Origin of the sequence: Streptomyces echinatus (assembly GCF_014203595.1) — a bacterium.
In the GTDB taxonomy this organism is placed as follows: Bacteria; Actinomycetota; Actinomycetes; order Streptomycetales; family Streptomycetaceae; genus Streptomyces; species Streptomyces echinatus.
Window position 1 is genome coordinate 147,393 of record NZ_JACHJK010000006.1, and the last position, 25,861, is coordinate 173,253.

Here is a 25,861-nt window from a genome sequence, read left to right on the forward strand (position 1 = left end):
GTCCGGCGTTGTCGACGACGCGGCAGGACGGGCGCCGATCGGCGCTGGAACACGCCGGGCCGGCGACCGCCGTCGGCCCGACGTCAGCCCAGCGGGTTGGTCGTGTCGCGGAGCAGGGTGAGGACAGGGGCGTACATGCGCGTCTTGATGGTTCCGAGGGTGTCGCCGGCCTTGCCCGCGTGGGTCCGGGCGAGTTCGAGGGCGGCGGTGCGCAGGGTGGCCTCGTCCGTGGCCTGGTCGACGATTCCGGCGGCGGCTGCTTCCTGGCCGCCGAAACGACGGGCGGAGACCATGGCATGGTGAGCCGTTCGCGGGGTCAGCCGGGACTGGATGAGGGCGGACATCCCCGGTGTGAACGGGATGTCGATGTCCGCTTCGGGCAGGCACCAGAAGCCTCGGTCGGCGCGCATGAGACGGAAGTCATGGGCCAGGGAGAACATCGCTCCTGCGGCGAACGTGTGTCCCTGCAGCGCGGCGACGGTGATCACCGGGAGGGACAGCAGCCGTGCGAACAGAGCGTGGACGGCAGTGACGTAGTCCTGGCGGTCGTCGCTGTGCGCGGCGAGCCAGTCGAGGTCGAGACCGTTGGAGTAGAACTTGCCGGTCGCGGCGGTCACCAGGGCGCGGGGGCCTTCCGCTTTCTCCACTTCGCCCAGGGCCGCGTTCACCGAGGCGATCCAGTCGGGGTGGAAGCGGTTCTCGCCGTCACCGAGGTCGAGGACGAAGACGGCGTCCTGGCGGTCGAGCGTGGGCATGATGGCTCCTTTGGAGACGTTTCGGTGAGGCGGCCGGGGCACGTTTGGCCGCGGGGGAGTCGGGGTCTGCTGGGCGGGAGACCGGGGCTACGGGGCGTCCGGGATGCGGCTCTCCGCCACCGCAGCGGAAGTCAGCCGGGAAGCGCTCTCCGGGCCCGGTGGTGCAGGGTGGCCGCGGCCAGCAGGACCAGCGCGATGGTCGCACCCGCCAGGAGGATCCCGGTGAGGGCCGGTCCTCCGGGAAGCGCGGACGCGTGTACCCAGCGGATGGCGAAGTTGGTGCTGGCCGCTATGGGAAAGCTGAAGACCCACAGGCCCGGGTGGAACGAGGGCTGGTTCAGCTCGGGGAGGAGGAAGGCGACGAGGAGGACGGTGAAGAGCAGGGTCCCGGCGAAGCCGTAGCCGACGGCGTCGAAAACGCCCTGGTGAGCGGCGGTCCAGGCGATTCCGCCCGTCGCGGGGGGGATGGTCAGGACGGTGAGTGCCGGGCGGGCGGGCCCGGGCAGGGGGCCGTTGGCGACGAGGCTGCCGAGGATGACGGTGCCGAAGGCGAGCCAGTACAGCAGCCCCACCGCGAAGGCCGCGTCGGCGACGCCGGGCAGTCCGAGGGTGGAGGCCATGGCGCTGGCGACGAAGGGTGCGGAGGAGACGGGCAGCAGGTAACCCGGGTGCAGAGTGGCGCTGCTCAGGGCGCCCGTGAGCCAGTGGGCGAGCAGGCGTGCGGCGATCAGGGCGGCCACGGTGAGGGACACCGCGTAGGCCCAGCGTGCCCCGGTGAGCTCGAACCGGGAGAAGTGGCCGGCAATCAGCATGCCGACTATGGGCACGTACCCGAGGGCGAAGCCCTGGCCGGGATGGCGCAGGTCGTGGCGCACATTGCGCCACCGGGAGCCGCCATGGCGCAGGTACTGGGCGAGCAGAACCAGCCAGATGAGACCGCTGACGGCGAACAGCGCGTCGCTGACCCGCAGAGCGGGCGCAAAGGTGGTCGCCGCGGCCTGCCAGGCTCCGCCGAGGCCGGCGGTGCCGAGGGAGACGGACAGCAGCCCGATCCGTGCGGCGCGGGCCGCGTGGCGGCCGTTGTCGTCGGAGGCGATGCCGTTGGCCGGACGCGCGGGCCCGTTGCCGTGCGGGCCCGCGCTGGTGTGCTCTGTCGTGTCGACCATGTCGGTCATGGGGGAACCTCGAGGGGAATGCCGAGGCGCGGGCCGGACCGTCCGTCCGGCGGCGCGGGTCGCGGCGTGGTCAGGCGGTCATGTCCAGGACGACCCGGAAGCGGGCCTTGCCCGAGAGCATCCGCTCGTAGGCGTCCATCGCGTGGGTGAAGGGCATGGTCTCGGTGGAGGGCCGGATGCCGTGGGCGAGGCTGAAGGCGAGGTTGTCCTCGTTCTGGATCGACGATCCGGTCAGGCTGCCGACGACGCGGCGGGTACCGAAGATCAGGTCGGCCGTGGCGACCGTCAGCGGGTCGGGGGCGGCGCCGACCACCACCAGCGTGCCGCCCGGGGCGAGCCCCCGGACCAGGGGGTTCATCGACGTTCCGCTGGATGCGGTGGCGACTATGACCGATGCGCCGCCCAGCCCGGCAAGCGCGGTGCCGGGGTCCGTTCCGGTGCTGTCGATGTACTCGTCGGCGCCCAGCTCCCTGGCGAGAGCCTCCTTCTCCTGGCCGCGGGCGATGGCGGCCACACGGTGTCCGAGGCTGCGTGCGTACTGCAGGGCCAGGTGACCGAGCCCGCCGATTCCCTGCACGGCGACCAGGGAGCCCGCGCGGGTGGGGGCCTGCTGGAGCGCGGTGAGGGTGGTCAGCCCGGCGCACAGCAGCGGGGCCGCCTCGACGGCCGGCATGCCGTCGGGGATGCGTACCAGTCCGCTCGCCCGGGCGTACGTCACCTCTGCGTATCCGCCGTCGATGGTGGTGCCGGTCTGTTCCTGGTTCAGGCAGTTGACGAAGTCGCCGCGGCGGCACGGTTCGCACTCCCAGCAGTGTCCGTTCAGGAAGCCGACGCCGACGCGGTCGCCGGGCCTCCAGGCGGTGACACCCGCGCCCACCGCATCGATCAGGCCGACGATCTCGTGGCCGGGAACCACCGGGCGGGACGGGTCGGGGCGCAGTCCCTCCACGGCCAGCACGTCGGAGTGGCAGACACCGCACGCCTCCACCCTGAGCCGGACGTGTCCGGGCTCCGGCTCCACCAGCTCGCGTTCGACGAGCTGGAGCCGGTGGACGCCGGTGGCCTCGAAGGCTCGGTACGGGGACATCACGCATCTCCTCGGTGCTGCCTCTGCCGGCACGGGGAGGGCCGAGGACGTGGGGCGGGGATTACTTCAATATGACCGGTCACTTTAAAATTCGTCAAGCGCTTCCGGCAGCCGGACCGCGGGCCGTATGCCGTTGTGGACGAGCGCCGCCCAGCCCGCCGGCCCGGGTTTGACCCGAGGCAAGGCGACCGGACATATTGACCATCGAGGTGGTGGTGAGGATGGCACGCGCGTCCAAGCGCGAGGAGATCGCGCAGGCAGCCCTGGAGCAGTTCCGCACGCGGGGCTTCAACGCCACGGGCATCAGCGACATCACCTCGGCGGCGGGGGCTCCGAAGGGCTCGTTCTACAACCACTTCGCCAGCAAGGAGGAGAGCGCCCTGGAGGCGCTGAGCCGCTACGCCGCCGGGTTGCGGTTCGACATGCTCGACACCCCGGGTCGCCCTGCGCTGGAGCGGCTTCGGGCGCACTTCGAGTTTCTGGGCGCGGACACCGTCGACAGCGGCTTCGCCAGAGGATGCCTGGTCGGCAACCTGGGCGCCGAGGTGGGGGACCACTCCGAGGAGATCCGCTCCGCCGTCCAGGGCGGCTTCCAGCGGTGGGCCACGCGCATCCGGCAGGTGCTCACCGAAGCCAGGGACGCAGGAGAGCTGAATGCCGCTCTCGATGTCGAAGAGGCCGCGCTGTTCATCCTCAGCGCCTGGGAGGGCACGCTGATCGCGGCCCGGGCGGACAAGTCCTCCGCTCCCTTGGACGCCTTCTTCCGCATGGTCTTCGACGTCCTTCTGCGCTGATCAGCTGGGCGCAGACGGACAGGCCGCGGCCGCCTTCGCCGACCGTCCGTGCGTGGCGCAGCCGCGGAGAGGGGAAGCCGGAGACAGGGACCTGAAAGCAGCGGCCGTGTGGATGGCGAGGACGTCTCCCTCGGCCGGCGTCAAGGCAGTGCGTGAACGATGAGAGAGCCGCCGAGCAGGAGGTCGACATGAACACGTTGCTCGCGGAGGTCCTCGATGCGCACGGCGGCCTCGACCGCTGGAACGCGCTCACCCTGGTCCGCGCGACCATCGTCAGCGGTGGCGACATGTTCGTCATCAAGGGGATGCCGCAGGACCCCACTCCCCGGGAGATGACCGTCTGGCTGCACGAGCAGCGCGCCTCCGTGACGCCGTTCGGCGCCCCCGACCAGAAGACCGACTTCACGGCCGACCGCATCAGCATCGAAAAACTCGACGGCCGGGTCGTGGCCGAACGCGACCAGCCGCGGAAGTCGTTCACGGGCCACGTGCTCAGCACCCCCTGGGACCCACTGGACCGCGCCTACTTCAACGGGTACGCGCTGTGGACGTATCTCACGACGCCCTTTCTGCTGGCGATGCCCGGCTTCACCCTCACCGAAATCGAACCATGGCGGGAAGCGGACGAACTCTGGCGCGGCCTGCGCGCCACCTTCCCGCCCGGCATCGCCGGCCACAGCACCCGGCAGGACTTCTACTTCGGCCCCGACCACCTCCTGCGTCGGCATGACTATCACGTCGACGTCGCAGGCGGTTTCGCCGCAGCGCAATACGTCTACGACATGGTGGAAGCGGACGGGATCCGTCTGCCCACCAGACGCCGGGCCTATAGACGCGCTGCGGACAACCGCCCGGTCCTGGACCAGACGATGGTCTCCATCGATGTCAGCAATGCTCGGTTCACCTGACGTGGGGCCCGTACGCTGCGTGTGCGGGGCGGCACCGAGGATCTCGGCAAGTCACTCTGGAGCGACGCGACCCGACGGCCCGCACCCGGCATCGACCTGACAGCCGAGGACGTACAGGGGCTGCGGGACTTGCGCCAGGACCTGAACCGGCTCGTGCAGCCGCCGACCAGCGAGTCGTCACCCGAGGGCGGCCCTGTGACCTCGCTCATGACGCTGCCCACCGCTCTACGGCTTGACGAGCACGGCCGCATCCAAGCCGAACCGCGCGGCACGGGATGGCGCCAGGTCGCGTCGCTCGCCCTCATCGAGGCGTACCAGGCCCAGTGCACCGACACTCTGCGCCGCCTGAAGACGTGCCGGAACCCGCGTTGCGCGACGTCGTTCTACGACCGCTCCCGCAACAGCAGTGGCGTCTGGCATGACGTCCGTGCCTGCGGTAACGCGGCCAACCTGCGCAACTATCGTGCCCGCAAGCGTGCGGGCACCGAGCAGGCCTGACGAGCGGCGAAACCAGATCATTCCGTTCTGTGCCGGGCGGAACAGAGGATCACGACGCCAGCAGCAGTGTCACGCGGCGGGTGTGTTCCGCAAGAGATGGTCGAACCCCAGAGGGGGGCGTCCGAGGAGTTCGTCGACGTCGTTCGTGGCGCGGTCGTAGCGGTTCTCGCGGTGGAGCCTTGCCATGGTGGCGATGTGCTCGAAGACGTGGGGCGGCAGGTCCTGTTTCCTCAGGTCCTCCTCCAGCCACTCCTCGTACGGCACGTCGACGTAGGTCACGTCACGGCCGAGGGCGGTGGAGAATTCGGCGGCTACGGCGGTCATGTCGCGGGAGCGCGCCCCGGTCAGTTCGTACACCCGGCGGGGCTGCGGGACCGGGGCGAGCAGCAGGTGCGCGATCACCTCCGCCACGTCGGCCGCGGCGACCGGGGAGGTCCGGGCGGAGCCGAACGGGAGGCGGATGGTGCCGTCCCGCAGGGCCGAGGCGGCGGCGAGCCGGGCGAAGAGCGGATTCTCCATGAACACCGTGGGCCGCACATGTACGACCGGGGCCCCCGACCAGTCGAGGACGTGCTCGGAGAGCCAGTGCAGTCGCTGCTGGCGGGACTCCGCGGTGCTGGTCAGGCTCATCTGCGACACCGTCATCTGCGAGATGCTCACCAGCAGGTCGAAGTCACCACTGTCCCGCACGGCCGCCGCGACCGTCGTGGCGGCCTCCAGGTACGCCGGTGACACACCCATCCCGAAGTAGGCCCGGCGGCAGCCCGCCAGCGCCGCCACCACGTCGGCGCCACGCGTGAGGTCGCCGACCACCACCTCCACCCCGCTCAGGGCCCGCAGCGCCGCTGCCCGCTCGTCGTCGTGGTGCGCCAGAGCCCGCACCGGCACTCCTTGCGCCCGCACATGGTCCAGGACCATGCGTCCGACTCCGCCGACGGTGCCACCCACGCCGGTGACAAGGATGGGCCGTACGTCCATGTCGATCACCTCCTGTCTTCCGGACCGGTGTGCCCGGCCCGCTCGCGACCGTCCGGCCTCGGGCTCTGTCGCTCACCCGCGTGCCCGCCGGAAGGCGCCCGGGCCATATGTGCCCACCAGCCCTCCTGCCGTACCGGAGCTCCGGAACGAACACGGTGGCGGGGCGGCCCCGGGCATCGGTGGAACCATGGCCACGCGATTCGTGAAGTGCTGCCGGTGACCCAGGTGCAGCCCAGCACCGGTCCGGAGACGGGAGAACCCCACCCATGGGGACGGGGGCAGGCGCCCGGATCGGCGAGCCAGCGGAGTGCGCTGAGGCTCGGGAGGAAGAAGTATTCGCCGCCGAGCGTGGTGACGAAGCGCTCGACGCCGTGCAGGCGGCGCCTGACGGGGTGCCGCGGGATCGTGAAGACGCCCGAGCCGTCGTTGTCGGCGGTGAGCAGGTCCTTCTCCACGTCGAGGCCGGTGAAGTTGCGCCGACTGCCAGGTGACCTTCAGTTGTGCCCGGGCGGCTGGTTACCCGGAGGACCGGCCGGAGCCGATCAGGCGGGCGCGGTTCTCCGCGAGGACTTCCTGCACCTTGCGCTCGACCTCTACCGGATCGACGCCCAGGGCGCGGCCCATGTGGATCGACCACACCTCCGAGCGCACGTTGGTCTCGAAGTCGAGGTCGGCGCGGATGTTCTCGCGAGCGGCCTGGCGGTTCTGGCTCACCATGACGAAGGTGGAGAGGAAGATCGCCTCCAGACTGACGATCATCGTGAGCAGCCCGAAGGGAAAGGGATCCCAGACGGCCCCCTGACCCAACACGCCTTCATTGCAGACGATCCAGACCGTGAACCACGCCGCGTGGATGTAGACGAACTGCATGGTGCCGGCGAAGGCGGTGATCGCGTCCGCGATCCGGTCCTCGGTCGTACGCATCCGCGCGAGCACGTCTTGCTCGCGCCGCAGCCGCGCAGCCAGGCTGCCCGGACCCCTCGGACGGCCCTGACCACCGGGGCCGCTCGCCGTACCGTCCATGCCCTCTCCCGATCACCGTCCGTGTGCACCAGCCCACAGCGTAGGAGCCGGCGGGGTTCGAACCGCGCGACGACCGGCTCTGGACACCTCCGAATACTTCGCGTGGTGGAGCGGCGCCCGGCCGGCGGAGGGCGGCGGTGTCCGGGCTGTGACTTCCGGTGACGATGGGCAGGGGAGAGGCGCAGATTCCGGTGGCGGTGGACGGGGAGGCGCTGTGGCCGCCCACACCGGTCGTGTGGTCGATGGGACCCCGCGCGCTACGGGTGCTGCTGCCACACGACCGCCCCGGCGTACCGCCACCAACGCCCCCGGTCGACCCGCGGCGACTGCTCGCCCTCGCGTACGGTCCCGCCGAGCGCACGGCGGCGGGCTAGATCCGTACCCGACCGCAGCACCGTCCCCGCGGTCCTCGGTGACGTCCGCGCCTCGCTGCGACGCCGCGTGAGCCCCTCGGGCCTGTCCATCTGATCGGCACAGGGCGCCGGCCAGGGCGTGGGACCCCCGCCATCCAGATGAGTCCAGCCGCCGTGCTCTCGGCTTCGGGCGCGTGCCGCTCGCTCAGGGAGAGCACGAGGGGAAGAGCCGGGAGCAGCACGAAGCCTGTCCCGAGGAGCATGAGGAAGGCCATGGGCGTGCTCGGGACCAGGGCGAGATGCAGGCAGGCCCCGGCGGTGCAAGCGATCGCGGAGCCCATGACCTGGACCTCGCGGCCACGCCGATCAGCCCAGACGGGCACGACAGCGCAGCCGACCACACCGGCGATCATGGTCAGCGCGAGAATGAGGCCGGCGGTGGATTCAGGGACTCCCGCCGGCGCCAACAGCGGTTGCACGAACGTCGCGAGTGCGATGAACGTGCCCATCGGGATGGCGACGACCCCGCACAGACGTCGGACGCGGCGATTGCCGAGTGCCGCGCGAAGGGCCCGGAGTCCGCTGGTCACGGCTGCGGACTCGGGGCTCGGCTGCGGCGGGAGGCGAAGTGCTCCGACGAGACACAGCCCGGCGTCCATGGCGATCAGGACGGTGATGAGGGTGAGGGCATGGATGCGGCTCTCACCGGGCAGGAACGCGCCGAGCAGGTGGCCCAGGACCATGCCGGCGAACGTGGCGGAGGACGCGGCGGCGATTCCAGTGGCGCGGTGCTTTTCGGCGAGGTACCCCACGGCAAGGCCCGGTATGGCATTCAGGATGAAGGACTGTCCCGCAGCGGCGACGACCTGTCCGATGACTGCCCACGTGAAGTCGTCGGCGACCAGGCGCAGGAACGCCCCTGACGCAGTGAGCACCGCGCCGACCACGAGGGCTGGGCGGAGAAACCGGTCGAGCGCGATGCCGGCAGGGATGGCAAGGAGGACGTAGATCAGCGGGAAGACCTGGGACAGCCAGCCGATCGCGCCGATGGAAACGCCGAAGTGCCGCGCGGCGTCCTGCGTCACGGGCGCGTAGTTCACGAAGAGCGCCTGGGTCGCGGCTGCCAGGAGTCCGTAGGCGAGGAAGACCGACCACCGGCTCTTCGTGTGCTGCTCGACGTGCGGCGCAGCCGTCGTCGCGGCTACGCGTGCGTTCTCGTTCGCGCCGGTGAGTGGCGTGTGACGACCAAGCGACTCGGCGCGCCTCCGCTCGCTGCGTCGAATCAGGACGACTGTGGCGACCGCACCTACACCTACGGCGGCGGCTCCGCGCGCTCGTCGCCGATCAGTCGTCAACTCCGGCATCTCGTTGTCCTTGTCGGTCGACGGTGGTGCTCCACTGTCGCGATCCGGACTGTCTCTGGGTACGACACACTGCACCCGGGTTCGCACTGCCCTGTGCACTCGGCACCACCGGGGTGGGCCCAGGCACACCGGCCGGCCGCGTCCGCGGGCGCGCTGTTCACGCAGGCTGAGAACTGCTCCCACGCATTGCCTCGTCAGTCGCGCCCGGGAAGCGATCTGCGATGGGTTTTGGACAGATTGCTCGCCGGCGAAGCTGAAGCACCGCGAGGCGGGGGAGCGCCGGGAGGTTTCTCTGCCACGCCCCGTGCGGGAGGCGATGGAGCGCCATGAGGAGAAGCACGGCACCACGAAGGACGGTTACCTCCTGCGTGGGCCGAGCGGCTGCTCCACCGAGCCGATGGAACGCCGCCGCGCGTCGGGGAACGGGGCGTCGATCACCGACGTGGCGCATGGATGGGGCACAAGTCCATCGAGGAGCCGTATCGCACCCACCGGCATGCGATGCCCGGAAGCATCACGAGCAAGACCGCCGGATACGGCTCGGGCCGGCCGCACCGGTTGTCGCCGGGCAGTCCCGCGACGACAACCGGGCCGACGGGCCATACCGGCCTCGCGGCTCATTGCCGAACCGTCGGGACCCTACGGGACGTGGTTCGCGCGTCCGGCCCGCCACCAGCCGGGTGCCACATCCTTCGGCATTCCAACCCGCGAACGTCGATTCACCTGCCGCTGATCTCGAGAGCGTTCACCAGCTGAGCGCGTCCTCGTCGGATCGCGCGTCCCAGGCCGGCGTGACCGGGCGCGCTTCGTGGCAGGTGAAGCCGAGTCGGGTCAGGGCCCGACGGATCTCACCCGTGGTGAAGTCCCTGCGGTTCTGCCTGGTGATCACTTCCCCGACCTGCATCACGGGGTAGACACGGCGGTCGATGGTCACGGACACGCCGGTGACGGGCTCGGGCGTGATGCCGCTCATGGACTGTGCGACCTCACTCTTGATCAGGTCGAAGGGGAATCTGGCGATGACACAGCGCATGGCTGCCTCCACAGGAGCGGGGAAGAACACCGGAGAATCGACGGCTCGACGGCGGTCGGACGACGGTCAGGGCGTGAGAGCGAGCACGCCGAGGGCATAGCCGTGTTCGTCGATCACGGGGGACACATCCAGCGTCCGGGTCCGCATGGCGGCCTCCGCCTCACCGAGTATCGATGTGGACGAGGTGAACGGTCCGCGGTCGAGCGGGATGTCCTGCAGGCGCGTCCGGTCGCTGTACCACGAGCCGCCGCGGTGTGCGGCGAGCTGGGCCCGGGTGACCAGTCCCACGCACCGCCCGTCCTCGTCCCGGAGGAGCAGGTGCGGGACACGCGCACCGATGAGCACGGACAGGGCCACGTCGACCGCCATGTGGTCGTCGACCTGCGGCCCGGGAGCATGCATGGCGTCGCGGGCGGTCAGACCGGTGCCGTCGGCGCTGTCGAGCTGCTGTGGTCGGGGCGGAAACGTCGTCAAGGGCTTCTCCTCTTCGTTGGGGCGGGCAGGACGGGCGACGGCTCGTCCCGACCGCAGGGAGCGCTTTCCTGGCCTTGAGCTATGGGTTGTTCCTCGGTGCAGGCCGACGGCCCCGGACGGCGGCACGGCCGCTTCCGCCACGGCCGGCCTCCCGGCCGCTCCTCCCACGGCCGGCGGCCCGGCTCCTGTGAGGCCAGCCGACGGATCCCTTGCCCTCGGGTCGTTCTTCGGCCGGTGCGGCGAGGAGGACGGGAACGCCGGAGGGGGTCCGGGCGCCGGTGAGGCGCTGAAGCTCGGCCTCGCCCGGGCGGATCCGGGCGGTGCGCGGAGCGATGCCGGCGTCGGCCATCAGACGGTCCACCGCGCGCCGCTGGTGCGGCAGCACGAGGGTGACGACGGTGCCGGACTCGCCGGCGCGTGCGGTACGGCCGCCGCGGTGGAGGTAGTCCTTGTGGTCGCCGGGAGGGTCGGTTGCCACCAGAACCGTGACGTGGCCGTCCTTGAACTGGGCGAGCGTCCGGTTGCGCTGTGACTGGGACTTGCCGCCGTGCAGGCCGAGGCTCGTACCCCGACGGACAGCAGGTGCTTGGTGAGCCGGTCCACCGCGTGCTTGGTGTCCAGGAACATGAGCGAGCGTCCGTCGCGGGCGGCGATCTCGGTCGCGGCGGTGTCCTTGTCGGCGTCGCGAACGTGCAGCAGGTGATGCTCCATGGTGGTGACGGCCCCCGCGGACGGGTCGACCGAGTGCACCACCGGGTCGTGGAGGTAGCGGCGTACCAGGAGGTCGATGTTGCGGTCCAGCGTGGCCGAGAAAAGCAACCGCTGGCCGCCCGGGGGAACCTGGTCGAGCAGCGCGGTCACCTGCGGCATGAAGCCCATGTCGGCCATCTGGTCGGCCTCGTCCAGTACGGTGACGGCGACCCGGTCCAGTCGGCAGGCCCGCCGCTCGATGAGGTCCTTGAGGCGGCCGGGCGTCGCCACGACGACCTCGGCGCCGTCGCGCAGCGCACTCGCCTGGCGGCCTATCGACATGCCGCCCACCACGGTGGCGAGCCGCAGCCGTAGGGCGCGTGCGTAGGGGGCGAGCGCGTCGGTGACCTGCTGGGCCAGTTCCCGGGTGGGGACGAGGACGAGGGCGAGCGGCTGCCGGGGCCGGGCCCGCTGTCCGTCCAGCCGGGCGAGCACCGGCAGGCCGAAGGCGAGTGTCTTGCCCGAGCCCGTGCGACCCCGGCCCAGGACGTGCCGGCCGGCCAGTGCGTTCGGCAGTGTGGCCGCCTGGATCGGGAAGGGCACGGTCACGCCCTCGGCGCCGAGCGCGGCCGACAGCCTTGCCGGCATGTCCAGTTCGGTGAACGTCTGGACCGCCGGCAGCGGCTCGGTGAGGGTGACCGGCAGGGCGAACTCCTGTCGGCGCGGGGCGGAGCGTGCCTCCTGGCCGGTCTTTCGTCCGGTACCCGGTCGGGGACCCTGGCGGCCCGTCCCCTGCGTACGGAAGCGGCTGCCGGAAGGGGTGCCGGTGTGACGGGGGCTGCGGTTCATGGAAGAACCTTCCTCGATGCGGCATATCGAGGAATTCCGTCCAGCGGCGATGACCGCACGAGAATTCGCAGGAATGAGCCGAAGAGAAAAGAGCCGGGCCTCGTGGCGCTGAAGCGGGGAGGACCGGCGGTCCGGAAAATCCGGAAACGGGAAAAACAATGAGCTGGGGCCCGTACCCCAAGAGCACGGGCCCCAGCCACATGATGCGCGAACTACTGGCTCGCGACGAGTCGCGTCAGCGTCAGGCGGGAACGATGTTCTCGGCCTGCGGGCCCTTCTGGCCCTGCGTGACGTCGAAGCTGACCTTCTGGCCTTCCTGAAGTTCGCGGAAGCCACCGTTGCTGATGATGTTCGAGTAGTGGGCGAACACGTCAGCGCCGCCGCCATCCTGCTCGATGAAGCCGAAGCCCTTTTCCGCGTTGAACCACTTCACGGTGCCAGATGCCATATTGAATCTCCCTTGAGGGGCAGTGCCGGTCTCCGCACTCTGCGGAGCCGAGTCGCCGCGATGATCACCCCTCCGGAAGGATCCGGAAAGCTCTGCAAAGAAAAATCTCTGGTAACCAAAACTGCAACTGCCCTCACATTAACACAGGCCGGATGGAGGCGGCGACGCGTTTTCCGGAGCGTCCGGAAATTATCCTCCCGCGCCGGGGTGTATTTCTGTAGTGGCGGGACTAGGTATCTGCGCGGTGCTCGTCCAGCTTCCGGCGTATTTCCCGGCCCGGACACAGGGCGTCGCGGAGGGATGGGGGCAAGGCGGGATGGCAGTGCCGGCCGTGGATGCCTCAGGCCGGCGTGCCTCATTCCGCCTCGCCTGCCGTGTCCCCGAGGCGATCCGTCTCGGCGAGGGCCAGCATGCGCGCGGCGGTCAGCGGGTTCTCGGGGTCGGCCGCGGCGGCCAGCAGCCGGGCGGCTGTCCCGGCCGGCTCATCCGGCGGGACGACCAGGAGCACCCAGCGTCCCACGGAGCCGCAGTCCAGGGAGATGACGTGCGTCTCGCCTCCGGGGCCGGCCGACTCCACGGCGATCACCCGGCCGGGCGCCATGACGGTGCGCGGGGTGTCAAGCCATTCGGCGGGGTCCACGGTCACCCGTACCGCTGTGTCCGGGTCTGGCTCCAACGAGCCGACGAGCGAGGGAAGTTCGAGCTCCAGCGCGTCACAGCGCGGCCACCAGGCCCCGTCCAACGGGCCGTGGCTGACGTCCGGGGTGAGGGCCAAGCGAGGCGTGGGCATGCGGTACGTATGCGCGTCAGCCGAGGACGTGCTGTCGGCCGGCGTTCCGCTGGGTTCCATCATGCGGTCCGTTCCGGGAGTCGCTCGGGCGACTGCCCGATTCGTCACTCGCCGGGAACGGCACCGCCGACCGCGCTGCGCGAAAAGCTCTCGGTACGGTCAGGCTACCTCTGACGAGGAGGAGAGGACGAGGGGAAGAGGGCGGGTCAGTCGTCCGGCTGTGCCTCCTCTTCCTCCTCCAGTTACTCCATCAGACGGATGCCCTCGTGCGTCGGCGAGACGGGGGCGGGGGTGTGGTGTGGTGTGATGTCCGGTCCACGCTGATCAGGCCCTCGTCGGGCAGGGCCGGCTCGGCGCGCAGCGCCGATCCATCGACCTCGGGGCGGTTGCGCTCGACGGCCCCGTACAGGGATCGCAGGACCGCCTTCCGGTTGTTCTTGCGTTCGCGGAGTTTCGTCATGGCTGTCGTTCTCCGGTCTGACGGCCGCGCGGGGATGGAGGCGATGGTGGGTCCTCGGGCCGCTCGGATCCGGGTCACACCTCGTCGGCGTGTGTCTGTGTCTGCTCTGTCGAGGTGCTGGTCGTGAGCCAGGACTGTGCGGGTTCCGCCGCTTGAGTGGTGTCGAGGGTGATGTGGAGCCGGGTCCCTTCTGCGCGGCCCGCGGGATAGCTGCGCTGCTCGGTCGAGGCGAAGCAGCGCCGGAGCACTTCGGCGACGCGCCGGGCGACCTCTGGCGTCGCGGCCACGATGCGGACCTCGGCGTGGCCTTCGGAGGGAAAGGGCTCGTGCTCCATACGGACCTCCTGGCAGGGAGGGGGCAACCACGACTGAGGTCGCTGCCCGACTCCCGTCGACGGTGCGGGCTGCGGCACGTCACCACGGCCACCCCCTTTGAAGGGTATGCCGGGCAAGGCAGCGTGCGTGCCACGACCGACCCCTCGCGGAACACCGGTGCTCTCCCGGAGCGGGCTGTCGCGGTGGTCGGCGCCGGCCGCGCCACCGTGGCGGGCCCGGCGGGGAGTACGGTGGAGACACCGAGGGCATGCCGCGCACCGGCTCCGACACCGGTGCCGCTCTTGGCGATCGGCGACGCCGGGTCGGCCCTGGTCCGCGCCCGGGGCAGGGCTCGGCCCATGAGCGCGCACATGCTCCTCCCGACGACCTCGAACCTCCCCGTGCCCCGGTCGGCGCCGGGCAGGTCGCGCACGGGCACGCCGGGCCGGCCGAAGCGGGAGCGGGGATCCTCGCCCCGCGAGGGAGAACGTCTCCGTCCGCTGACGCGCGGCCAGGTCGAGGACCGCCTGCAGGAGCTGGGCGACCTGTACGCGGAGTTCTCCGGCGGCGGCCCATGGGCGTGGAACGAGGCGCGTGCCGCCTTCCTGCGACACCTCGTGGCCGACGCGCGACGGCCGGGGTTCTCGTTGCTGATCGCGGAGACCACGGTCCTGACCGGATACGCCTACGGCTTTCCCGTGGGCGGCGCCGGTCCCTGGTGGGCGGGCTTCGACGGATACGTTCGGGGGAGCCTGCTCCACCGCGTCGCCCCTGGGCGGCTCTTCGTTGTCTCCGGAATCGTCGTCGCGTCCCGCGTGCGCCGGGAGTACCAGGACCGCGCGTGGAACCTCGCTCGGCGCCTGCAGCGGCGACTGCTCGCCGACCACGGCGCCGCGTTCGGAGTCACGTTGGTGGAAGCCCGGGACGACGGGATCGTCGAGACGTTGAGGTCCTGGGGGTGGCGCAGTGCCGCAGACGGCACCCTCACGGCCGTACCGCCCGGTTCATGCCGCGTGCTGGTGCTGACTGCGGGGACGTGAGCAGCGCCGTCCTCGGTCACGGCCCGCTCCCGTCAGCGCGTGGGCAGGCGCAGGGCGACAAGGGCGATGCCGTCGGTGCCGCCGGGTGGCATCCGGACGGACAGCCGGTCGCACAGGGTGTCAAGCGGCGTTTCCTGCGCGAGGGCGAGGGCAAGGCGGCGCTGTAGGCCGAGTCCGCTGTCCAGGTCGCTGCCCGGAGCCTCGATCAGGCCGTCGGTGTACAGGCAGGAGCGTGGACCCCGGCGGCAGGGCGCGAGCGGCACTCGGACGATGTCCGCCGACGCCCAGGCGGGTTCAGATCCTGCAAGGACTACCCGGGGTGCGCTCTTCCTGACCTCCTCCGGTCTGCTGCTTGCGCGGCAGCAGGGCATATCTGGCCCCACCTCGCTCTTAGCGTCTTCACCAGGGTGGACGGTTCCTGCCAGGACTCGGTCGAGCGAGGCTCGCCGGCTTGGTCAAGCTGCATCCGCGAGGAGCCGTCCCCCGGTGGACGCTGCCCGCGCCGGCGCTGGTGACCCGAGGACGTTTCCCAGGACTGGAGAGCGATCGCCCGGCAATGAGCAAGGGGTGACACGCATCGCAATCGTCGTACTGACTCTTGTCGCAGGTGTATCGGCGTCCCTGGCAGCGGCCTGGATCGACCCTTGGTGGTCGATCGTCGCCGTACCGGTGATGCTGCTGGGCTTGACGGGAGCGCGGGATCTGCTGCAACGCCGGCATTCGGTGTTGCGCAACTATCCGGTCCTCGGCCATGCCCGCTTCCTCATGGAGCGCATACGCCCGGAGCTGCAGCAGTACTTCATCGAGCGGAACTACGACGGCCGTCCCTTCGACCGGGACGTACGCAGCATCGTCTACGAGCGTGCCAAGGGCACGGACGCGGAGGAGCCGTACGGCACCGAACGGGACGTGTATCAGCCGGGTCACGAGTTCCTGGTTCCGTCGATGGCGCCGTGCCCGGTGCCGAAGGACCCGCCGCGCGTGCGGATCGGTGGCCCTGACTGCGGACGTCCGTACGACATGGCACTGCTGAACGTCTCGGCCATGAGCTTCGGGTCGCTGTCGGCCAACGCCGTCCTCGCCCTCAACGGGGGCGCGGCGGCCGGAGGGTTCGCCCAGGACACCGGTGAGGGCGGATTGTCGGAGTACCACCTGCGTCCCGGTGGCGACCTCGTGTGGGAGACCGGCACCGGATACTTCGGCTGCCGCACCGGACAAGGAGACTTCGACGCGGCCGAGTTCGCCGACAAGGCCGCACACGATCACGTCAAGTGCGTGTCCCTGAAGCTGTCGCAGGGCGCCAAGCCCGGCATCGGCGGTGTTCTCCCAGGGGCCAAGGTGAACGCCGAGATCGCCCGCGTCCGAGACGTGCCGCAAGGACGGACGGTCGTCTCCCCGCCCTATCACCGCGTGTTCTCCACCCCGCGCGAACTCGTGCGTTTCATCGCGCGCATGCGGGAGTTGTCCGGTGGTAAGCCTGCCGGGTTCAAGCTCTGCGTGGGCTCGCGCCGGCAGTTCCTCGCCGTGTGCAAGGCCATGCTGGAGGAGGGCACGGCGCCTGACTTCATCGTGGTGGACGGCGCCGAGGGCGGGACGGGTGCCGCGCCGCTGGAGTTCGCGGACCATGTGGGCGCTCCGCTCACCGAGGGGCTGCTCACCGTGCACAACGCCCTCGTCGGCACGGGCCTGCGCGACCGGATCAAGGTGGGTGCGAGCGGCAAGATCGCCACCGGGACCGACCTGGTCAAACGCATGGTGCAGGGCGCCGACTACGGCAACGCCGCGCGGGCGATGATGTTCGCCGTCGGCTGCATCCAGGCGCAGCGGTGCCACACGAACACCTGCCCCACCGGCGTCACGACCCAGGACCCCCGCCGAGCCCGCGCCCTCCATGTACCCGACAAAACGGCGCGCGTACAGCGCTTCCAGGAAGCGACCGTGGCCAGCGCCCTGCAGATCATGGCTTCCATGGGCGTCACCGATCCCGCGCAACTGCGTCCGCACATGCTCCGCCGGCGCGTCGACCCCGTCACCGAGTGCTCCTACGAGGAGCTGTACGAATGGCTCGCACCAGGGCAGTTGCTCGCCGAGCCACCGGCCTCCTGGGCGGCCGACTGGAACGCCGCCGACCCCGACCACTTCACCGTCTGAACCGGAGGACTCACGTGGCCCGTACTGTTGCCCGCGTCATCGTGGACGCGCTGAGCGAACTCGGCGTACGCCAGGTGTTCGGCGTCGTGGGAGACGCACTCAATCCCCTGACCGACGCCATCCGCACCACCGAGGGCCTCGAATGGGTGGGCTGCCGTCACGAGGAGGCGGCGGCCTTCGCCGCGAGCGCCCAGTCACAGCTCACCGGCACCCTCGGCGTGTGCATGGGCACCGTCGGGCCCGGCTCCGTCCACCTCCTCAACGGACTGTACGACGCGGCCAAGAGCCACGCCCCGGTCCTGGCCATCGCCGGCCAGGTACCACTCGCCGAACTGGGCAGCGACTACTTTCAGGAGGTCGACAACGACGCCCTCTTCAGCGACGTGGCCGCCTTCCGCGCCACGATCACCTCGCCCGACCAGCTGCCGCAGATGCTGGAGACAGCGGTGCGCCAGGCACTGGGCCGCAAGGGCGTCGCCGTCCTCACCGTGCCGGGCGACCTGGGGGAGCGGGAACTGACCGCCGACCGGCCGCCCCGGTTCTCCCTGACTCCTGCGGTGAGCCGTCCGGAGGAGTCGGCGGTCCGTCGAGCCGCGGAAATCCTCGACCGCTCCGAGCGGGTCACCCTGCTCGTCGGGGAGGGGGCCCGAGCCGCCCGCGAGGACGTCCTCACCCTCGCCGACCGCCTGGCCGCACCGATGGTCCTCACCCTGAAGGCCAAGGCGGGCTACGAGGGCGACAATCCCTTCCAGGTCGGCCAGACGGGACTGATCGGCAACCCCGCCGCCGCATCGGCCCTCCAGGACGCGGACACGATCCTCCTGCTCGGTACCGACTTCCCCTACCGCGACTGGTATCCCGAGGGCCGGACCGTCATCCAGGTCGACACCGAGGCCACCCACATCGGACGCCGGGTACCGGTCGAGGCCGGGTTGGTGGGGGACGCCGGCGCCACCGTGCGCGACCTCCTGGGCCACCTCGCGGCCGGGCCTGGTCCGGGCGGCGGACGCGACCGCTCGCATGTGGAGAAGGCGCGCGAACGCTTCGACCGGTGGCGCGCCGGTCAGGCACGGCTCGCCGACCCGTCGCACGACAAGGGACTCATCGGCCGGGTCCGCTCCGCGCTGGACAACCGCGGCCACGACATCCGCCCGGAGGCGCTGGCCGCGGCCGTCGACCGGGTGGCGGCCGAGGACGCCGTCTTCACCTCCGACACGGGCATGGCCACGGTGTGGCTCTCGCGCTTCGTCGAGATGCGCGGCGAGCGTTGCCTCATCGGCTCCTACAACCTGGGCTCCATGGCCAACGCCATGCCCCAGGCGCTGGGCGCCCAGTGCCTGGACCGCGAGCGGCAGGTCGTGGCCTTCTGCGGTGACGGCGGGCTGAGCATGCTCCTCGGCGACCTCATGACCCTGAAGACGTACCGCCTTCCCGTCAAGCTCGTCGTCTTCGACAACCGTCGCCTGGGCATGGTGAAACTCGAACAGGAGCAGGCCGGCCTCCCCGAGTTCGGCACCGTCCTCGACAACCCCGACTTCGCCGCCGTGGCCGAGGCCATGGGCATCACCGGCATCCGCGTCACCGACCCGGCCGACGTGGAGCCCGCCGTGCGACGCGCCTTCCGCAGCCCGGGCCCGGTCCTGCTCGACGTCCTCACCAACCCCGACGAGATCGCCGTCCCGGCCAAGCCGACGGTCGAGCAGGGCTGGGGGTTCGCGGTGGCCAAGGTGAAGGAAGTCGTGCGGAGTCACGGAGAGCCGAACGGGACCTGACGACACTCGGGGAGTGCCGGCCACGGTCTGCCAGGGACGACGCACGGAGCCGATCGTGCCGCACTGGCGGCCCCCGCCTGGTAGGTCCTGATCCACCCACACCCTGCGCACCCTGCGCATCATCGGACTCGGCCAGATCTTTCCCGTCCACGGCGACCGCGGCGCCACCCCCATTCCTGAGGGCGGGGTGGGCTGACCGGGCGATGACGCGGCAACAGGACCGTGGTTGCTCAGTCAGAAGCGCAACGGGCCGCCCGGCGGCCCGTAAGTCGCCCGGGCGCGCTCTCCTCGTGGCCGCGGTTGTCACGGACCACCTCACCGCTCGTCCGTGCCGAGGATGCCGCCCACAGCGCGCCGATCAATGCCGAAGGGCCTTCCCGGGGCGTGCGCGGGAAGGCCCTTCGACGAAAGGAAATGCAGTCAGTGCTTGAAGGCGTCCTTGGCCTTCTCCTTGGCCTCACGGGCATCCCCCGTGCTCTTTTCGGCCTGTCCTTCGGCGGCCATGCGGTCATTCCCGATGGCGTTTCCAGCCGCCTCTTTGAGCTTGCCCTCGGCCTGTTCGGTCTTCGCCTTGGCCTTCTCGCCGGCAGTCATGGAATGCGCCTCCTCGTCACTGCGGTGCCGTTCTCTGTTGCTGCAGTCCCTCGTGCCCCGGCTCTCCCCGTACAAACAAGCCGCCCTTCCCGGAATGAAGAAACAGTCGCGGGGCATACGGCGGCTCAGGAGGTTGATAATCATGGTTCCCTTGCTGCTCGTTCTGCTTCTCGCACTCGTCCTTTTCGGTGCCGGTTTCGCCGTCAAGATCCTTTGGTGGGTGGCCCTCGCCGTCCTGGTGCTGTGGCTGCTCGGCTTCGTCATGCGCTCCACGAGCGCGGGTGGAGGGCGCGGCCGTTGGTACCGATGGTGACCTGACTAGTACTCACCCCATGAGCGGGGCCTGGCCTGTACCGGCCAGGCCCCGCTCATGTCGTTCCCGTTGATTCGGGCGGTTGGAAGCAGGCGGTGGCGTCTTTGCCGCGGGGCAACGGCGGACCCGCCAGGCGTCGGCGAGGCAGTCGACCAGGAGCACCCCGCGTCCCTGAGCCGGTGCAGGCAGATCAGGACGCCGATGGCCTGGCGGAGCGACTTCCTTCTGCAGATGCGCCGGCTGCTCGTCACGGCGCCGAGGGCCGGAGTCCGGATGAGGGGGCCGGTGCTGGTGTGGTCGATCTCGCCGGTCACGGTCACAAAGGTGACGCCGTCGGTGGCGGTGGACACGACTGCCAGTGGTTCGGGCCGGTGCCCGTTCTCGGTTTCCACCACGGTCTGTCCAGCCTCCTCGATCTCGGCTACGACCTGCATCTTGTCCGAGCGATGGCTTGCGTCGTATGAGGCGACGCCGTTGTGTGGCCCAGCCGGCAGTCCGATCACCCTGGGTTGTCCGGCCCGATCGCGGGTACCTGCGTCTGAAGGCATGAGGTCGTAGAGGCGGTGCGGATGGAACGGGCCTTGGCGGGCGACGACAGAATGACGCCCCACTCAGATGACGCTTACCCGAGCGTCGCGGTGGCTCTGGACGGGGAGGGCCCCTGCATCGCCGAGGCGCGCCACACGGCGGCCGGTTTCCTGACCCGGATGCGCGCCGAGCACGGTGTTGCGGTCTCCCAGCGGGCCGTGGAGGTGACGCAGCTGGTGGTGAGCGAGCTGGTCACCAATGCGCAGAAGTACGCCGTCGGCCCCGTCCTGCTGGATCTGCGGATCGTCGGTGCTCTGGTGGAGGTCCAGGTGTGGGACTCGGATCCGGTGCTGCCGGTGGCCCGGGCCGCCGATGCGGGCCGGGTGGGGCAGCACGGCCTGGAGATCGTCATGGCCGTCTGCCAGGGCTTTGAAGCCGTGCGAGAGCCGGTCGGCAAGCGCATCATCGCCCGTCTGGCCCTGACGGACGATCCGTGCGGCGTCAGCTCCTGGGCCAGCAGGTGAGCGACCGCGGGGTTCGGCTGATGCTCGCCCGCACGCCGAAGCCGGCCGCCTCGCCGTGACCGGCCTGGAGTCCTGGCCGCTGTCGCTCGACCCGGCGGGGACGGCGAGAGCGCTCGCATCGGTCACCTTCACGACGTGCGCTGCCCGTGCCGCGGCGACGAAAGGGCCGCAGGACCGTCGGTCCCACCCTGCCACGCCCGCGCACTCGTAGCCGAAGGCCCCAGTACGTGCCGCCGCCCCGACGGGCAGGCCGCATCGGACGCTTCCCCGACCGGAGGCTCCCCCCGCAGCCGCAGCCGCAGCCGCAGCCGCAGCCGCAGCCGCAGCCCGCTTGCCGGTCCCTGCCGTCGCGGCGCCGGCCCGGTTCCGGTCGCAACCCCTGGACCACCCGCCGCACGAGGGCCGCCGGCCGACTCCGGAACGCCGCCGGGCTTGTCGGCCAGACCGGGCTGATGGCCTCTCCGCGGCGAGGCGTCCCAGCTCACGGCCCTGCCTCTCGAGCGCGTGGTGGCAGGCATGGGTGGAAAAGGGAGGGGTAGCCGAGGCATCGTCGGTCAAATCGCTGCGGGCCGTGGCACGAGCCCGAAGCCGGGAGGGGACGTACATGGCGCTCATGAACATGCTGGACAGGCAGACCACCGAGCTGCCCGAAGTCGCCGACCCTTCCCGGGTGGCGCCCAAGGATGCGCGTGAACTCTCCCGGTTGTTCTTCGAGCAGCTGGCGGTGCTGGAGGAGGGCACGGCCGAGTACAGCTACGCCCGCAACACGCTGATCGAGATGAACATGTCCCTGGTCCGCTTCGCGGCCGGCCGGTTCCGCAGCCGGGGTCCGGAGGAGATGGAGGACATCGTCCAGGTCGGCATGATCGGCCTGATCAAGGCGATCGACCGGTTCGAGCTGTCCCGCGAGGTGGAGTTCACCTCCTTCGCCATTCCCTACGTCGTCGGTGAGATCAAGCGGTTCTTCCGTGACACCACCTGGGCCGTGCACGTACCCCGGCGGCTGCAGGAGGCCCGCGTCCAGCTCGCCCGAGCCACGGAGGAGCTGCGGAGCCGGTTGGGTCGTACGCCGACGGTCAAGGAGCTCTCGGAGCTGATGAGCCTGCCTGAGGACGAGGTGATGGAGGCCCGTCTGGCCGCGAACGGCTACAACTCCGCCTCCCTGGACGCCGCCATAGGCGGCAGCGAGGACGGCGAGACCGCCCTGCAGGACTTCATCGGCGTGGAAGACACCGCGCTGGAGTTGGTGGAGGATTTCCACTCCCTGGCGCCGCTGATCGCTGACCTGGATGAGCGGGACCGGCAGATCATCCACATGCGGTTCGTGGAGGAACTCACCCAGGCCCAGATCGGTGAGCGTCTGGGCGTCTCCCAGATGCACGTCTCCCGGCTGCTGTCCCGCTGCCTCGCCCGCCTGCGTGAGGGCCTGCTGACCACCGGCTGACCAGCCGGCTGTCCGCGCCTTCCAGATGCCCGTCACAGCTGTGGCGGGCATCAGGCGTATCCGGGGCTGAGGCGTGCGACGGAGGCACTGGGTGCTGCCAGTCGTAGCCACCCTCGGCTCGCCGCCCGATTGGGTGGGTGGGGGACCGAGCCGAGCTCCCACTCTTCCTGGTGTGCCTGAGGCAGAAGCATGCGCACACTCCATGGAGAAAAACTGTCATGGCAACAGTAGACATTCCGCCGCCGCAGGGTTAGCGTGGTCTGCGTACCCAGAAGTCCAAGTGGGCACAGCAGGCACGAACTGCTGTGCAGGTGGACCCGAAGGACACGGCCCCAGCGGGGCTGTGAGCAGCACCTGTGGTATCCGAGTGTTCGACAGGTAAGGAGCAGAACGCCATCAGGATCGCCCGGGCGAGGAAGCAGTCCGCCCGGGTACCGCAAGGCCCCGGATTGGAAGGTGGTCCCCGGTCACGCATTCACGATCCCCGCAACCCCGCCCTCCCGGGCGGTACCTGCGGACAAAGAAGGCCGACGCAGTGCGCCGGTAGATGGTGTTGAAAGCTCGGGGCCCGGGTGCCGATTGGCACCCGGGCCCCCCGACGCGTCCCGAAAGAAGAGGTCTATGCCGCCTGCCGGTCCCCGTCCCGTCGGCCCTCTCGATGATGACGACTACCCCGCCTACACCATGGGCCGGGCCGCCGAGATACTCGGCACCACCCCTGCCTTCCTCCGTGCCCTCGGTGAACACCGCCTGATCACCCCGCTCCGCTCCGATGGCGGCCATCGCCGCTACTCCCGGTACCAGCTGCGCATCGCCGCCCGTGCCCGCGAACTCGTCGACCAGGGCACCGCCATAGAGGCCGCCTGCCGCATCGTCATCCTCGAAGACCAGCTCGAAGAGGCGCAGCGCATCAACGAGCAACTGCGCGCCGAGCGCGGCAGGCCTCAGCCGAACACATCAGCCTGAGCACAACGCCCGGACCCGAGGCGGCTGAGAAACCGCACCGCCGTTCCGTTGCTCAGTCGGGCTTGATGCGTCAACCGGACTCCGCCGGAAGAGACACGCGCGAGCGGGCGTGACGGATGTACGGGGTGACGAGGGGCGAACCGGGGGAAGAAGGAGCAGCAACCGACAGGAGGTTGCCATGGGTGGCGGGGATCTGGAACTGGGGCAGCTTCTGTCTGCCGCTGAGGCGGCACCGCCCGGGGAGTCCGTCGAGGTACTCGCGCATGATCTGCGCAAGCGCTTCGGGGCGGAGCGTGTGTCGTTCCTGTTCGCCGACCTCGTGGGCCGGCGGTTGCTGCGCCTGACCACACAGGCCGAGGACGACGTGGAGGGTGCTGCCGAGCGGATCGACCTGGAGGGCAGTGTCTACGACGCGGTCCTGCGCAGCCAGCGCCAGCGCGTGGAACCGGACGGCCAGGGCGGGCGGCGCGTGATCTCGCCGGTGACCAACCGCGGCGACTGTATCGGTCTGTTGGAGGCGACGCTGCAGAACGCCGACGACACCGTGCTTGCGCAGATCGAAGACGCGGCGCACGCACTGGCCTACATCATCGTCACGGACCGCCGTTTCACCGATCTGTACCACGTGGGCCGGCGCACCACCCAGACCAGCCTGGCCGCCGAGATCCAGCACCAACTGCTTCCCTCGGCCTCCTGCTGCGAGGCTCCCCAGTTCACCCTTGCCGCGGGGCTGGTGCCGGCCGATGACATCGGCGGGGACACCTACGACTACACGCTCGATCGTGACACGCTGCACCTGTCCATCACCGACGCCATGGGGCACGACACCAACTCCGCGCTGCTCGCCACGCTCCTGGTCGGCGCCATGCGCGGCGCCCGCCGCGGTGGCTGTGACGCACTCCAGCAGGCGCAACGCGCCCACGACGCCCTGCTGACCCACAGCCGCGGCCTGGCCACCGGCCAATTGCTGTGCATCGGCCTCGCAACGGGCACCTGCGAACTGGTCAACGCGGGGCATCCCCGGCCCCTGCGCCTGCACAGGGGCGCCACCGAGGTCGAAGAGGTCCAGCTCGCGGTCGACCTCCCCTTCGGAGTGGCAGCCCCGAACCCCTACCGGGCCCAGGAACTCCAGCTCCGCCCCGGCGACCGTCTGATTCTGCTCACCGACGGCATGCAGGAACGCGGCGCCGGAGCCGTCGACCTGGCATCCCTCGTGTGGGAGACCCGCACCTCACATCCCAGGGAAGCCGTGCGCTGCCTGACCGCCGCGGTGCTGGATGCCTGCCGGGGAAATCTCAGGGACGACGCCACTGTCCTCATCCTGGACTGGCACGGTCCGCGGCGCGAAGACGGGTAGGCTCCCGTTCGCTGATCAAGCACCACGGCCCGCTCCCCACGGCCGTTTGCGGACCGCTGTGGCGCTGGAGGGGGACGGCACCTGCATCGCCCAGGGCCGCCATCTGGCCGCAGGCGCACGGCCTGGCGTCCTGATGGTCGCCGCGCAGGGCCCGGAAGCCCGGCGCGAGCCGGTCGACCATCACGGCCGTCCGTCCCGGCTGCCACGCCCGCTCCCTGCCGCACCCTGGTGCAGGGCGTACTGCTGTGCGAGTGTGGAGGAAGAACCTGCCTGGCCTGGTGAGAGACCCAGCACTGCCGGACGGTCGGTGAACGGATGGCCGGTGGTGGGGACGGGCGCTCTTGCTCGGCTGTGAGCGGCACCGGCTGCCGCGCGCTTGACGGCCTCCTTCCGGCAGTGGGAGCCGACCGTGATGGGCCTCTGATCCCGAACGGCGGTTCCTTCCATGCAGCCCTTCTTCGAGATCCGCATCGTCGATGCGCCTACGCGGATCGTGATCACTCTGGTCGGGGAGCTGGACTTCCCGGCCCGCGTGCAGGCCACGCCCTCGCTCGCTCTTCTCGCGATCGCCGGCCGGGACCTCACCTTCGACATGACGTTCGTGACGTTCATGGACGCCGCCGGTCTGAGACTGCTGCAAAGCGTGCGGCGGCAGGTCCTCGCGGGCGGCGGCACGGTGGAAGCACGCGGCATACAGCCCCCGGTCCGGCGCGTCCTGGAGCTGACGGGCACCGACGTCCAGTTCCCGCTGAGGACGCTGCACGCTCTGCCCGGGGCTTGACGGACAGGCTCCAGGATCAGGCATGGGGAAATCGGGCCCAGTCCGAGCGTAGGCGAAAGTCGATTGGGTGGATCCCGGTCGGTGCCGTACAGTTCACCGTACCGACGCGGGGTGGAGCAGCTCGGTAGCTCGCTGGGCTCATAACCCAGAGGTCGCAGGTTCAAATCCTGTCCCCGCTACTCAGAAGTGAAGGCCCGGTGTCCACCGGGCCTTCACTGCGTGTGGGCCGGCTGCACCGAAGGTGTACGCCGCCTCGGCAATCTGCCCCCCGCCTCGGACAGTGATCTGATCAGCCGACGTTACACGGCGCAACCTGCCGCTCTGCTGAGTAGCCGGATTCTGCCAGCGCCCTCCAGCCCGCCACCACCGCTCCCGTCGATCTCCCGGCGGATGGCCT

General features: G+C 70.3%; 27 protein-coding genes, 1 tRNA gene and 1 pseudogene. 14 read left to right on the forward strand and 15 right to left on the reverse strand.

Translation table 11 applies throughout. The features are described from left to right. Window positions 1–83: 83 nt before the first annotated feature. The 3 genes from FHS34_RS18265 to FHS34_RS18275 form a co-directional block, all read right to left on the reverse strand. The gene (locus FHS34_RS18265; protein ID WP_184966598.1) at window positions 84–755 is read right to left on the reverse strand and encodes an enoyl-CoA hydratase-related protein; all 672 of its coding nucleotides are present in this window, start codon (window positions 753–755) and stop codon (window positions 84–86) included. 131 nt (window positions 756–886) lie between these two features. Next, a complete protein-coding gene (locus tag FHS34_RS18270) occupies window positions 887–1,930 on the reverse strand; it encodes a TDT family transporter (protein ID WP_184966600.1) in 1,044 nt (347 codons plus the stop codon). Between the two features lie 70 nt (window positions 1,931–2,000). After that, on the reverse strand, window positions 2,001–3,017 hold the full coding sequence (locus FHS34_RS18275; RefSeq protein WP_184966602.1) for an alcohol dehydrogenase catalytic domain-containing protein: 1,017 nt from the start codon (window positions 3,015–3,017) through the stop codon (window positions 2,001–2,003). Window positions 3,018–3,238: 221 nt separating this feature from the next. On the opposite strand from FHS34_RS18275, the gene FHS34_RS18280 reads away from it, so the two are divergent. The 3 genes from FHS34_RS18280 (at window position 3,239) to FHS34_RS43805 (ending at window position 5,217) form a co-directional block, all read left to right on the forward strand. Further along, window positions 3,239–3,811 carry a TetR family transcriptional regulator C-terminal domain-containing protein gene (locus FHS34_RS18280; RefSeq protein WP_184966604.1) on the forward strand — a complete coding sequence of 191 codons (573 nt, stop codon included), beginning with the start codon at window positions 3,239–3,241 and terminating at the stop codon, window positions 3,809–3,811. A 152-nt stretch (window positions 3,812–3,963) separates the two neighbouring features. After that, window positions 3,964–4,719: a hypothetical protein gene (locus tag FHS34_RS18285; protein WP_225817519.1), complete on the forward strand. Its 756-nt coding sequence runs from the start codon at window positions 3,964–3,966 to the stop codon at window positions 4,717–4,719. A 21-nt stretch (window positions 4,720–4,740) separates the two neighbouring features. After that, entirely contained in the window at window positions 4,741–5,217 is a 477-nt protein-coding gene (locus FHS34_RS43805) for a CGNR zinc finger domain-containing protein (protein ID WP_221509109.1), read from the forward strand. Window positions 5,218–5,286: 69 nt separating this feature from the next. Here the strand turns inward: FHS34_RS43805 and FHS34_RS18295 are convergent, their stop codons facing one another. Further along, window positions 5,287–6,195: an NmrA family NAD(P)-binding protein gene (locus tag FHS34_RS18295; RefSeq protein ID WP_184966606.1), complete on the reverse strand. Its 909-nt coding sequence runs from the start codon at window positions 6,193–6,195 to the stop codon at window positions 5,287–5,289. Between the two features lie 516 nt (window positions 6,196–6,711). After that, entirely contained in the window at window positions 6,712–7,218 is a 507-nt protein-coding gene (locus FHS34_RS18300; RefSeq protein ID WP_184966608.1) for a DUF1003 domain-containing protein, read from the reverse strand. A 164-nt stretch (window positions 7,219–7,382) separates the two neighbouring features. On the opposite strand from FHS34_RS18300, the gene FHS34_RS18305 reads away from it, so the two are divergent. Then, a complete protein-coding gene (locus FHS34_RS18305) occupies window positions 7,383–7,592 on the forward strand; it encodes a hypothetical protein (protein ID WP_184966610.1) in 210 nt (69 codons plus the stop codon). Here the strand turns inward: FHS34_RS18305 and FHS34_RS18310 are convergent. The 8 genes and pseudogenes from FHS34_RS18310 to FHS34_RS18345 form a co-directional block, all read right to left on the reverse strand. Beyond that, entirely contained in the window at window positions 7,589–8,935 is a 1,347-nt protein-coding gene (locus tag FHS34_RS18310) for an MFS transporter (protein ID WP_184966612.1), read from the reverse strand. The genes FHS34_RS18305 and FHS34_RS18310 overlap by 4 nt on opposite strands. A gap of 745 nt (window positions 8,936–9,680) precedes the next feature. Then, window positions 9,681–9,968 carry an SCO5918 family protein gene (locus tag FHS34_RS18315; protein WP_184966614.1) on the reverse strand — a complete coding sequence of 96 codons (288 nt, stop codon included), beginning with the start codon at window positions 9,966–9,968 and terminating at the stop codon, window positions 9,681–9,683. 66 nt (window positions 9,969–10,034) lie between these two features. Next, on the reverse strand, window positions 10,035–10,442 hold the full coding sequence (locus tag FHS34_RS18320; RefSeq protein WP_184966616.1) for a CBS domain-containing protein: 408 nt from the start codon (window positions 10,440–10,442) through the stop codon (window positions 10,035–10,037). A 79-nt stretch (window positions 10,443–10,521) separates the two neighbouring features. Further along, window positions 10,522–11,981: pseudogene (locus FHS34_RS18325) on the reverse strand (DEAD/DEAH box helicase). Between the two features lie 241 nt (window positions 11,982–12,222). Further along, window positions 12,223–12,429, reverse strand: a complete 207-nt coding sequence (locus FHS34_RS18330; RefSeq protein ID WP_067116135.1) for a cold-shock protein — start codon at window positions 12,427–12,429, stop codon at window positions 12,223–12,225. 355 nt (window positions 12,430–12,784) lie between these two features. Next, entirely contained in the window at window positions 12,785–13,219 is a 435-nt protein-coding gene (locus tag FHS34_RS18335) for a DUF5994 family protein (protein WP_184966618.1), read from the reverse strand. 250 nt (window positions 13,220–13,469) lie between these two features. Then, window positions 13,470–13,679, reverse strand: coding sequence for a hypothetical protein (locus FHS34_RS18340; protein ID WP_225817518.1), 210 nt, complete (start codon window positions 13,677–13,679; stop codon window positions 13,470–13,472). Between the two features lie 74 nt (window positions 13,680–13,753). Continuing rightward, a complete protein-coding gene (locus FHS34_RS18345; RefSeq protein WP_184966620.1) occupies window positions 13,754–14,014 on the reverse strand; it encodes a hypothetical protein in 261 nt (86 codons plus the stop codon). 351 nt (window positions 14,015–14,365) lie between these two features. Here FHS34_RS18345 and FHS34_RS18350 point away from each other — a divergent pair, with 351 nt between their 5' ends. Next, window positions 14,366–15,034 carry a hypothetical protein gene (locus tag FHS34_RS18350; protein ID WP_184966622.1) on the forward strand — a complete coding sequence of 223 codons (669 nt, stop codon included), beginning with the start codon at window positions 14,366–14,368 and terminating at the stop codon, window positions 15,032–15,034. A gap of 32 nt (window positions 15,035–15,066) precedes the next feature. Here the strand turns inward: FHS34_RS18350 and FHS34_RS18355 are convergent, their stop codons facing one another. Continuing rightward, the gene (locus FHS34_RS18355) at window positions 15,067–15,297 is read right to left on the reverse strand and encodes a SpoIIE family protein phosphatase (protein ID WP_308288298.1); all 231 of its coding nucleotides are present in this window, start codon (window positions 15,295–15,297) and stop codon (window positions 15,067–15,069) included. A 304-nt stretch (window positions 15,298–15,601) separates the two neighbouring features. Here FHS34_RS18355 and FHS34_RS18360 point away from each other — a divergent pair, with 304 nt between their 5' ends. Together FHS34_RS18360 and FHS34_RS18365 are read left to right on the forward strand one after the other, a co-directional pair. Beyond that, window positions 15,602–17,185, forward strand: a complete 1,584-nt coding sequence (locus FHS34_RS18360) for an FMN-binding glutamate synthase family protein (protein ID WP_184966624.1) — start codon at window positions 15,602–15,604, stop codon at window positions 17,183–17,185. A 14-nt stretch (window positions 17,186–17,199) separates the two neighbouring features. Continuing rightward, window positions 17,200–18,957, forward strand: a complete 1,758-nt coding sequence (locus FHS34_RS18365; RefSeq protein ID WP_184966626.1) for a thiamine pyrophosphate-dependent enzyme — start codon at window positions 17,200–17,202, stop codon at window positions 18,955–18,957. Window positions 18,958–19,377: 420 nt separating this feature from the next. Here FHS34_RS18365 and FHS34_RS18370 read toward each other — a convergent pair whose 3' ends face one another. Further along, on the reverse strand, window positions 19,378–19,551 hold the full coding sequence (locus FHS34_RS18370) for a CsbD family protein (protein ID WP_184966627.1): 174 nt from the start codon (window positions 19,549–19,551) through the stop codon (window positions 19,378–19,380). Window positions 19,552–19,693: 142 nt separating this feature from the next. Between FHS34_RS18370 and FHS34_RS18375 the strand changes: the two genes are divergently transcribed. From FHS34_RS18375 to FHS34_RS18405, 7 genes are all read left to right on the forward strand, one after another. After that, complete coding sequence (locus tag FHS34_RS18375; RefSeq protein ID WP_184966629.1) at window positions 19,694–19,864, forward strand: hydrophobic protein; 171 nt, start codon at window positions 19,694–19,696, stop codon at window positions 19,862–19,864. A gap of 599 nt (window positions 19,865–20,463) precedes the next feature. Further along, on the forward strand, window positions 20,464–20,916 hold the full coding sequence (locus tag FHS34_RS18380) for an ATP-binding protein (RefSeq protein ID WP_184966631.1): 453 nt from the start codon (window positions 20,464–20,466) through the stop codon (window positions 20,914–20,916). Window positions 20,917–21,520: 604 nt separating this feature from the next. After that, a complete protein-coding gene (locus tag FHS34_RS18385; RefSeq protein WP_184966634.1) occupies window positions 21,521–22,360 on the forward strand; it encodes an RNA polymerase sigma factor SigF in 840 nt (279 codons plus the stop codon). Between the two features lie 621 nt (window positions 22,361–22,981). Then, a complete protein-coding gene (locus FHS34_RS18390; protein ID WP_184966636.1) occupies window positions 22,982–23,326 on the forward strand; it encodes a MerR family transcriptional regulator in 345 nt (114 codons plus the stop codon). Between the two features lie 178 nt (window positions 23,327–23,504). Continuing rightward, entirely contained in the window at window positions 23,505–24,683 is a 1,179-nt protein-coding gene (locus FHS34_RS18395) for a PP2C family protein-serine/threonine phosphatase (RefSeq protein ID WP_184966638.1), read from the forward strand. Between the two features lie 445 nt (window positions 24,684–25,128). Further along, window positions 25,129–25,464, forward strand: coding sequence for an STAS domain-containing protein (locus FHS34_RS18400; protein ID WP_184966641.1), 336 nt, complete (start codon window positions 25,129–25,131; stop codon window positions 25,462–25,464). A gap of 105 nt (window positions 25,465–25,569) precedes the next feature. Further along, a tRNA-Met gene (locus FHS34_RS18405) sits at window positions 25,570–25,643 on the forward strand. Window positions 25,644–25,861 lie beyond the last annotated feature (218 nt).